The organism is Mucilaginibacter sp., from assembly GCF_039207105.1.
In the GTDB taxonomy this organism is placed as follows: Bacteria; Bacteroidota; Bacteroidia; order Sphingobacteriales; family Sphingobacteriaceae; genus Mucilaginibacter.
Window position 1 is genome coordinate 79,588 of the sequence record NZ_JBCECK010000005.1, and the last position, 9,949, is coordinate 89,536.

The following is a 9,949-nucleotide window of genomic DNA, read 5'->3' on the forward strand; positions in this document are numbered from 1 at the left end:
ACAGAAAATTTAATACCCATCATATTTAAGTAATTCATTATTAATAATTTAACCTTATTTGTCATTTATGAATATTGCAGTTGTAGGTACTGGCTATGTAGGCCTTGTTACAGGAACATGTTTAGCGGAAACAGGAAACAAAGTTGTTTGCGTTGACATTAATCAACAAAAAGTGAAAATGATGCAGGAAGGCCACCTGCCAATTTACGAGCCAGGTCTTGAGCAGCTTTTTCACCGCAACATTATTCAGGAACGTTTACACTTTACTACCAGGCTTGAAGAAGCTATAGAGGATGCCGAAGTTATTTTCATGGCACTACCAACTCCTCCGGGAGCGGACGGTTCTGCAGACTTAACTTACATATTAAATGCATCGGCTGATATTGCCCGTTTAATTAAAGGCTATAAAGTGATCATCACTAAATCAACTGTTCCCGTTGGTACAGCTGATATGGTTAAAGAAGTATTTGAAGCCAATACCTCTATAGAAGTTGATGTGGTTTCAAACCCTGAGTTTTTACGTGAGGGTGTTGCCGTTGAAGATTTTATGCGCCCTGACAGAATTGTTATAGGTACCGAAAGTGATAAAGTTAAAGTTTTACTAAGCCGCTTATACCAACCTTACGTAAGGCAAGGTAATCCGATCATATTTATGGATCAACGCTCATCTGAATTAACCAAATACGCTGCTAACTCATTCCTGGCTACCAAAATTACCTTCATGAACGAAATAGCCAACCTTTGCGAAAAGGTGGGAGCCGATGTTGATATGGTACGTTTAGGTATAGGTACTGATGACAGGATAGGCAAGCGCTTCTTGTTTTCGGGTATTGGTTACGGCGGCAGCTGTTTTCCTAAGGATGTTCAGGCTTTGTCAAAATCAGCCATCGAAAACCAGTACGATTTTAAAATACTGAATGCTGTGATGGATGTTAATGAAAAACAAAAATCCATCATCGTTAAAAAGGCCGTTAACTATTTTAACAATGACCTTTCCGGATTAAAGTTTGCCGTTTGGGGCCTGGCTTTTAAACCAGAAACAGATGATATCAGGGAAGCACCGGCCATTACTGTGATCAGGGAGCTTTTAGCAGCCGGCGCAACAGTAACCGCGTTTGACCCTGAGGCTATCAATAATTTTGATAATTATACCAACCTGCCAGTAAGCTACGGTCAAAACCCTTATGAAGTTCTTGATGGTGCAGATGCGCTGTTCATTTTAACAGAATGGGCGGTTTTCAGAAACCCGGATTTTGATCAGATACAAAACCGCTTAAAAAACAAAGTGATTTTTGATGGCCGCAACCTTTATGATGTTACCTCAATGGAGCAATTAGGCTTTTATTATAACAGTATAGGCCGCCCTTTAGCAAATGTTACCAGCCATGCCGCTACCTATGGGCATGACTCATCAAAATAAATAAAAATCAATTTTCATGGACTACTAAAACTTAAAGTTATGCAGTTGAAATTAGCAAAAAACAAACCTTTTCTTAAAACAAAGGGTTTCTCCACCTTCCACATTGAAATTTTTAATCAAATACTGCTGGATAAAACAAATCGACGCATTAGTATTGAATTTGGATATACCATACAATCACATTCAGTGGTTGATCATTCACGCAGGGTAATGTATAAGTTGCTTGCTCTAGAAGGCCTTTCACGTGCTGACCATTACAGTCATTTGAAATATCCGCGTAAATACTTGTTCTGGTGGAAAAATTTGCTGGATAAAAACCGCGACAAATTGTACGCCTGTGCAAAAGAGCCAAAGTTTTATATTGAGGACTAAAGCCGCATTTATAAGCACCAATAAGCACTTTTTAAACTTGATATTCTAATTGAAAATTATAGTTCAAGAAATGATAATCGATGCCTCCAATCAATGCTTCATTCTAACTTCTGATAACTTAATGTGTGCAGGGTTGTGATTTAATCACAGCCCGGGTATTAAGTTAAAAATGGTTTAAATGATTAGTTAAAAAATAATGATCCTCGTTTTTTATTTTTTATAAATCACAATTATATGAAAACACAATACCTATACCTGCTATATTTTGTTTTGAGGGTTACAGATTTGATTTTAATTAATTTATGTTTCATTGCTGCTTTCAAAATTCTAAATACTCCATTTGAAGATTATGTCAACTTTTTGTTTGTTAGCAATTACATGTGGATTTTGGCCGCTTCAATTAGCGGTGTTTATAAAGGAAGCATCACGCAAAAACATGTTAAAATCTATAATGGCTCAATAAAAACATTTATTTTATTCGCTATTTTCTTCATGTCTTTTGTATTAATTGCAAAGGATTTTAACAAATCTATAAGGTTCACGGTTATTTATTTTAACCTCATCTTTATAGGGCTTATTGTAAGCCGGTTTTTGGGCACATTGTTTGAGTTTTTGTTAAAACGCTTTTTCAATGTGAATAAATCAGTTGCTGTACTGGGCAACAACAGCATGGGTTTAAGGCTGGCTATGTTTTTTGAAAACGCAGAAAATCACTTTTCATTTAAGGGTTTCCTGAACAAGGATGACGGATCTGGCGAAGATAGCGAACATCCCAGCCATGAATCGGTAACAAAATATATTTTGAACGCCGCTGCAAATGGTGTGAACGAAGTGTATGTTACCATGCCCATTGATAAAATTGCCGATGCAAACTACTTAATGGAGGTTGCCGAAAAACACTGTGTACGTTTAAAATTTGTACCTGATTGGGATACCTACTTTAAAGCATCCTTTAAAGTAAACTACATGGATGATTTTCCAATTTTGAGCCTGAGGCAGGAGCCTTTGGAAGAGATGGAAAACCGGTTTGTAAAACGCCTGTTTGATATTGTTTTCAGCTCGCTTGTACTTGTTTTTATATTAAGTTGGCTTTACCCAATTTTAGGGCTAATTATTAAACTGCAAAGCCCCGGACCAATTTTGTACAAGCAATTACGCAGCGGGAAAGACAACCAGCCCTTTATCTGTTACAAATTCAGAAGTATGCAGATACAGGAAGAAGGTAAGTTTGTTCAGGCCACCAAAAACGATTCGAGGGTTACACCTATTGGCCGTTTTATTCGTAAAACCAGTATAGATGAGCTTCCTCAATTTATCAATGTGTTGTTTGGCGATATGAGTGTAATTGGCCCAAGGCCGCACATTTTATCGATGACAGAGCAGTACGGCGAAATTATTCATCAATACATGGTACGTCACTTCTTAAAATCAGGCATTACGGGATGGGCCCAGGTGAATGGCTTTAGGGGCGAAACCAAGAATACTGAATTGATGGAAAAACGTGTTGAGCACGATATCTGGTATCTGGAAAACTGGTCATTAAAGCTTGATATAAAAATTGTTTTCATGACCATCTACAACATTTTTAAAGGCGAGAAAAACGCCTATTAAGTTCTTCGTATCTACATCTACCTACCTAAGCTTACCTTATCACACCCCGACGTGAAATTTTTCATGTCTTAACAGTAGATTATGAGATTTTTTGGTTTTAAACTATGTGCCCTGCTTATAGTGAGCTATAGCATGTGTTGTAATATTGCCCAGGCCCAGGTGGTATTTAATACCAATGGCAGCAATAATACGGCTTTGCCAACAGCTGTGCCTTTTTTAACCATATCGCCCGATGCACGTTCAGGCGCTATGGGCGAGGCGGGCGTAGCGATATCGCCCGATGCCAATTCTGTTTATTGGAATGCTGCCAAGCTTCCTTTTCTGGAAGATAAATCCACTGTGAGCCTGTCTTACTCCCCTTGGTTACGGAAACTTGTTTCCGATATTAATCTGGCTTATTTAAGTTATGCCCAAAAGCTTACGGACAGAAACAGTTTAGGCTTTTCTTTAAGGTATTTTAATTTAGGCACTATTAACCTGGTTGATGAAAACCTGATATCGCAAGGAACCTACAACCCCAGTGAGTTTTCGGTTGACGGAACTTTTGCCCGCAAATTTGGTGAAGAACTTTCATTAGGATTAACGTTGCGTTATATTCATTCTGGTTTATACAGCGGTTTTGGTTTAACCGCCGCGCAATCTAATCCGGTAAATGCTGTATCGGCCGATGTATCTTTGTTTTCAACACATAATACGGTACAGTTTAACAAAGATGCTATATTTTCCTTTGGCGCAAACATATCAAACATTGGTACAAAAGTTAATTACTCCAGAGGAGGCCCGCAATTGTTTTTGCCCGCCAACTTGAAAGTAGGTATAGCCAATACCTTGTTTTTAGATGATGTAAATAAAGTAACCTTTGCGCTTGATCTGAATAAATTTTTGGTGCCAACCCCACCTATCCGGGATAGTGTTGGCAATATAATTAAAGGCCGGGATGATAGTCGGTCTGTTGTTTCGGGTATCCTGGGCTCTTTCACAGATGCTCCCGGAGGCCTTAAAGAGGAGCTGCAGGAAATTAATTATTCAACCGGGCTCGAATACTGGTACAACAATAAATTTGCCTTAAGGGCTGGTTACTTTTATGAAAACCCTAATAAAGGCAACAGAAGCTATGTTACCCTGGGCTTTGGATTAGTAACCAATAACCTGAATATCGATTTTTCATACCTGGCGGCCAGCCAGGATAAAAGCCCCCTGGCCAATACCCTGCGCTTTTCCCTTGGCTACAAATTCGGATCAACCAGTCCGTAGCCAACTACAACCAATCTCCTTTTGCTATGATGAGAATACCTTTTTCACATGTTAATTTTTATCAGTTCAGTTTTTTAAAATCATGAAGAAGTTTCCCATTAGTTTGCTTTTATTTTTTCTGTTACTAAGTATTGTAGCTGCTGAGGCTATATCAACATCCGTTAATTTAAATTTGGATGGACTTAGTGCATTGTTAAATGTTTTATTGCCCTTGCTTATTGGTATTGGTTTGTTCGTAGCTATTGCCATCATATTCATTTTTGTGCGCAAGGCTTTCGCCCGCAAAATCATATTGATTGCCGGCATCCTCATTAATTTGGCATTAGGCTGCGTGCTGAAGATTAAATATAATTTGCTACAGAGTGATAAAAGACTTATCACAGTAGCTAATTACAAGCATAAAAGTAATTTCTATCTGGCATCTAACCGGGTATCACATATTCATCCGGAAGAGCATGTTGTTATTGAGAACCTGGATAACTTTTTAAGTAATGACCACCTGGTTTTTACTCACCTGGGCGATAAGTGGAAGGCAGTGGCGAACGCCGGTAAAAAACAGAACGAGCAGGATCATGATCAGGTTACGCTCCGTATAAAAAACAATAACAATGAGAAGCTCATCATTAGCAAAGCAGCTTTCTCAAGCAGTGGCTTATGGAAGATCAGTAAGATAAACAACCTTAATGTTGATAAAAGCGCGTTCCCAATAGTTATTAAAGCGAATGATAGTACCGATGTTACAGTTGCTTTTACTGCTGCCGCGATTGAAAAAAGAACTGCATCTGTTTGGTGGGCAGCACTGTTTAATTTGCAATTTAAATTATTAAGGTATGCCAAATCAATGAATTACCAATGGCCGTTGCAAAGCAGTTGTTTAAGGGTTAATGACGAACTATACCTGTATACCAACGATAGTGCACAGCCCATAAAAAGAGCTTATTTAAGTGGGTTATGGCAATACAGGGCCGAGGGCGATTGGGAACCCGATCTGCAAAAAATGCTCAACACTTTAAACTTTACCACCAATATTGGTTTTAGGTATTTTGATAACGGATCGCAGGGAGAGGCAATTATTCCGAATACTGATGAAGTAGCGGTTTCTTATTTTCAAAAAGCCGATTTAAACAACCCCGTAAAAATAAGGCAATTGGCGGCTTATCATTCACGCAATTCACGTAAAGAGGGTGATACCCTGGCATACTACTATCACGATAGTACACAGGTAAAGAAGTTGTTTTATAATGACCTGAGTGCAAATCAAATATTATTGCCAAAGATGTATAGTGGTCCAAATATTCGCTTTACATCATTCGATCCGAAAGAAAAATTTGGTTTGGTAATGGGAACATCCAATACCGACCGTAAGAAGAACTTTAAAAATAAAATAGCATTCAGGATCTGGAAAGCTATTGATTCAGAAGGTAAGGAGCGTCCAAATAGTTACATTATAGGAGGCGACTTTTTAGGCCAGTCGGGCAGCAACTACGATTATCAGGACAATGTTTATTATATAGAGAACGTAAAAGCTGTTTATCCGTAAAATAAAATACAGCAGCTTACCGGCTGCTGGCATTTACATTTGCGTTTATAAATGATTTATAAACAAGGTAAATGTCCTTTTTCTGATAATCTGCTGTTGATGCGTCTTTACTCAGGATGCCGTAACTGGCCTCGTCTTTTGAACGTTGACTGATAAAATTTTGATCAAAAAGTTCGTAGATGAAAAAACCCTTTACAAGGTTTGACGAAACGATAGCTTTGAGGCTTTTACCTAAGTAATCTGCCTGTTTTGTATAATCACTGTTTTTGGTTCCTTTCCAGTAATTAAATTCAGTGATCCATATATCTTTATTAAAGCGGTCTTTAACCGTTTTTAAAACGTTACCAAATTGATTTGCATTCGTAATATCGCCCCCTCCCATATTCGAATACCAATGACAACCTACAATATCGTAATTAACATTGTTTTGCTTTAGCATTTCCAGGTAGTAAAAATGTACCCAGCTAAATGATAAGCTAACTTTTACATCAGGTTGTACCGATTTTAAACCATCAATAAACCCCTTAAGTTTTGCTATTACCCTGGAGGCCTTGTCGGCGTCATAATCACTGGCTTTAGTGCCGTTTCCGGAAACTATTATTTTATTATCCTCTTCATTACCAACTTCCAGATAGGGTAGGTTTTTACCATACTTTAAGCCAAAGGCTTTTCCCTGGGAATTACAAAGTGTATAAACCTGTTCGGCGTTTAAGCCAGATAGGCCGCTGATGATCAAAACCGGAAATGGGGTGATAGAATTGGAATTAAGTTTATCCAATATATTCTGAAACGCGGTTTCATTTTTAGGAAGTCCTTGCGGGTTAAGCGGAACATCGATGCGATAGGTGTTTAGTTTCAGATCTTTTAAAAAAGATATCTGCTGGTCCCAGGTATTCTTGCTGTAATCAAATTGAGTAAGTGGGTGTCCGTTTATACCCCAACGGAAAGAAACCTGAGCTTTAACAGCACCAAGAAATAGCAGCATTAAAAAGCAGAAACATGTAATGGTTCTTTTTAATAGCATAAGTTAGTCTATATGAAGCTAATATAGCTTTTTATACGTATTAAGTGATATAATTTTAGCTTAATGGTTGATAAATGTAAAATGATGGGCACTTTTTGCTGTAAATAACTATAAAAGCCAAAAAGCCACCCTTTTTGGGGGCGGCTTTTTGACCTATGAAGATTTTTTTTGAACTGTAAGAGAATTAAAGTGTTTAGTTAAAATAAGCTTGTAGCTACTGTTTTGTAAGCCCATGAGCTGTATGGTTTAGTCCATTTAACAAAACCATAATGTCCTTCTGCACCTGTTCTGGCTGGTTCATCAAAAAGCTCGTAAAATATGCCGGCTTTTACCTGGCTGTTGGCTTTCATCCTTTTAATGAAAGCATTGGTAAAGCTGCTTTGCATTTGATCAATGTTACTTACGTTTTTCCAACGCTGACCAACTTCTGTAAACCAGATTGGTTTGCTAAATAAGCTTGATAGTTTTTTAGTAATGTCAGGAGATGAAGAAGATGCTATTGCACTTTCCATATCTGAATACCAGTGCCAGGCAACAATATCAAATTTCACACCATATGATTGCATGTACTGTAAAAAGTAAAAATGTTTCCAGCTGCCGTCTATCATGGTTTTAGCACCGGGTTGTTTTGATTTGATACCTTCGTCCATACCTTTCAGGAAGGCGGCGGTTGTTTTTAATTTGGTGCTGTTGTAGTTTGATGCCACATCACCATCGCCTGAGTTTATGGCTTTATTATCAAGTTCGTTACCTAACTCATAGTAGGTAAAGTATTTTGAGTTTTTAGAAGCTACCGCGGCACCGAAAGCTTTACCTGAATTGTAGTTGGTACTCTCAGAAGCGTTAAAGTTGATCTTGGTAATATTAATCATGGCTAAAGTGGTTATGCCAGCAGAAGAACCTGCACTCATTAGCTGGGTAAAGGCTGATTGGCTTGATACCGAACCATCGCTGCTGATGTTGAAATTTTGACGGGCTACTTTCATACCCATTTTTTTCAACATGCTCATTTGGTTAGTCATGCTTACTGGTGAATAAGCCGCGTTGCCAATAGAGTGCATGTTTAGGCCAAGCATAAAGCTACCAGAAACAGGTGTTGTTGCATCACCCGGATCTGTTGTTGCGGCTCCGGCTTTTACTACAATTACATAATTGCAATGAACATCACTTGCCGGTGCAGCCATATTGGCGCCCAGTGTTACTGTTCCTTTAGCATAGCTTTTGCTGTAAACATTAAGTTTAGATACATCAGCATCGCTAATGCCAATAGTAGAGCTTGTTTTAGTCCAGCTGTTTAGCCAGCTTGGTAACGAGTTGGCTCGTGAATCATATGCAACGTAAACTGTTGCTGCTTGTGATAATGTAAATGATACATTGTTTGAAGTGTTAGTTTTATCATCACAAGCTGTTCTGATTAACGTAGCACCTGATAAAGCGGAAGGTACTGAGGTTACCTTGTAAGTTCTGTCGGTATAGTATACCGCGTTGGTTGCTAAAGTGGTTTGAGTGTAGGTTCTTGACGTACCCGATTTTAAATTGGTAATTAATGCTGCTGCTACAACGCTGTTAGTCGCTGTAGCATCCACCGTCTGCACATCTGCTGCAGGCTGAGGAGCAGGCTCAATATTATTTTCTTTTTTGCATGAAAAAAATACTAATAATAACGAGTTTGCCAGGATTATTTTTTTGTAAAGTTTCATAAATAATTACTTAAGGGGGTTGTTTAAAAGTTAAAAAAATCTACATTTAGAATAACTAAACGCTGTTTAATATAAAAAAGTTGTATTGGATTGGGCAAAAAAATGAAAATTTCGCAAAAAAAGCCTTTCAAAGAACAAAAAAAGTTAATGTTTGTATGGCTTAATACCACTGTTTTTAAGCCATTTACATTCTAAAGAAATCAGTGATGTGTCACTTGAAAAAAAGTTTTCTTTTTTTTCAAAAAAAGACTCCCGTTTTTCAATTTGAGTGCATTGGGTAAAATTCATGCTTTGTAAAAATGTTGTTATTCAGCATAAAAAGACCCGTCTCTGATTTCAATTATAATATTTTATTATTAACTATGAATACTAATTTGGCCATATAATATAGTATGAATTCGATTGCAATTCACACGTGTAGGCCTCCTAAATAGCTCACATCAATTTGTCTGTTTAACATTTTCACGCTATGCTGATATGTGTTAAACACCCAAAAGTGCTAATTTATTTCTATAAGGCATGTAACTGTCAGCAAAACGGGAAATAGTGTTAACCTATAGGAAATCAAAACGCTAAAGCTTTTGCACCAATTGTAGCTCATTTAATTATCTGTAAACGATGTTTATTTACTTTTAGATTTAATTTAATGGCTTGTTTTAAGCAATGGTAGTTAAATGTTAATCTATAATTATAGTGGTGGTTTTAAATGGTCTGTAATTCCTTTTGAGTGGAAAAGCGAAACAGCATCAATACCTAATGCGAGAGAATAAGTACCGTAGTTAGTAAAAACTTGTGCGGCTTTGAATGCACTTTACTGCTAATTAAAATTATCAATAAAGAAAATAATGGCTAATAATGAAGATTATCGCCTAATAAGCAAATAATTAGTGCCTGGTTTAATAAAAATATAATCCTGGATTAATAGATTGTTAATAATGTAGTTTAAAGCTGGGCTTCTGTAGCCAAAAAGTGAGCTTGTACAGGTTCCCACTATTTCACTAATAATCACATCTTTATCACATAGAACG

At 37.4% G+C, this 9,949-nt stretch carries 7 protein-coding genes; 5 read left to right on the top strand and 2 right to left on the bottom strand.

Going from position 1 to position 9,949, the window contains the following annotated elements; genetic code table 11:
• Window positions 1–67: 67 nt before the first annotated feature.
• The 5 genes from AAGC65_RS02135 (at window position 68) to AAGC65_RS02155 (ending at window position 6,197) form a co-directional block, all read left to right on the top strand.
• Complete coding sequence (locus AAGC65_RS02135; protein ID WP_343110754.1) at window positions 68–1,420, top strand: UDP-glucose/GDP-mannose dehydrogenase family protein; 1,353 nt, start codon at window positions 68–70, stop codon at window positions 1,418–1,420.
• A 39-nt stretch (window positions 1,421–1,459) separates the two neighbouring features.
• Window positions 1,460–1,792, top strand: a complete 333-nt coding sequence (locus AAGC65_RS02140; protein WP_343110755.1) for a hypothetical protein — start codon at window positions 1,460–1,462, stop codon at window positions 1,790–1,792.
• Window positions 1,793–2,026: 234 nt separating this feature from the next.
• The gene (locus AAGC65_RS02145) at window positions 2,027–3,403 is read left to right on the top strand and encodes an undecaprenyl-phosphate glucose phosphotransferase (protein WP_343110756.1); all 1,377 of its coding nucleotides are present in this window, start codon (window positions 2,027–2,029) and stop codon (window positions 3,401–3,403) included.
• A gap of 81 nt (window positions 3,404–3,484) precedes the next feature.
• On the top strand, window positions 3,485–4,657 hold the full coding sequence (gene porV / locus AAGC65_RS02150; RefSeq protein ID WP_343110757.1) for a type IX secretion system outer membrane channel protein PorV: 1,173 nt from the start codon (window positions 3,485–3,487) through the stop codon (window positions 4,655–4,657).
• Between the two features lie 82 nt (window positions 4,658–4,739).
• A complete protein-coding gene (locus AAGC65_RS02155; protein WP_343110758.1) occupies window positions 4,740–6,197 on the top strand; it encodes a hypothetical protein in 1,458 nt (485 codons plus the stop codon).
• A gap of 16 nt (window positions 6,198–6,213) precedes the next feature.
• Here the strand turns inward: AAGC65_RS02155 and AAGC65_RS02160 are convergent, their stop codons facing one another.
• Entirely contained in the window at window positions 6,214–7,221 is a 1,008-nt protein-coding gene (locus AAGC65_RS02160; RefSeq protein ID WP_343110759.1) for a glycosyl hydrolase, read from the bottom strand.
• A gap of 197 nt (window positions 7,222–7,418) precedes the next feature.
• Window positions 7,419–8,921: a glycosyl hydrolase gene (locus tag AAGC65_RS02165; RefSeq protein WP_343110760.1), complete on the bottom strand. Its 1,503-nt coding sequence runs from the start codon at window positions 8,919–8,921 to the stop codon at window positions 7,419–7,421.
• Window positions 8,922–9,949 lie beyond the last annotated feature (1,028 nt).

Excerpts from the sequence above, each read along its gene's own strand:
- AAGC65_RS02140 (WP_343110755.1), top strand. The coding sequence starts at position 1,460 with ATGCAGTTGAAATTAGCAAAAAACAAACCTTTTCTTAAAACAAAGGGT.
- AAGC65_RS02165 (WP_343110760.1), bottom strand. The coding sequence starts at position 8,921 with ATGAAACTTTACAAAAAAATAATCCTGGCAAACTCGTTATTATTAGTA.
- AAGC65_RS02145 (WP_343110756.1), top strand. The coding sequence starts at position 2,027 with ATGAAAACACAATACCTATACCTGCTATATTTTGTTTTGAGGGTTACA.
- AAGC65_RS02155 (WP_343110758.1), top strand. The coding sequence starts at position 4,740 with ATGAAGAAGTTTCCCATTAGTTTGCTTTTATTTTTTCTGTTACTAAGT.
- AAGC65_RS02160 (WP_343110759.1), bottom strand. The coding sequence starts at position 7,221 with ATGCTATTAAAAAGAACCATTACATGTTTCTGCTTTTTAATGCTGCTA.
- AAGC65_RS02135 (WP_343110754.1), top strand. The coding sequence starts at position 68 with ATGAATATTGCAGTTGTAGGTACTGGCTATGTAGGCCTTGTTACAGGA.
- porV (WP_343110757.1), top strand. The coding sequence starts at position 3,485 with ATGAGATTTTTTGGTTTTAAACTATGTGCCCTGCTTATAGTGAGCTAT.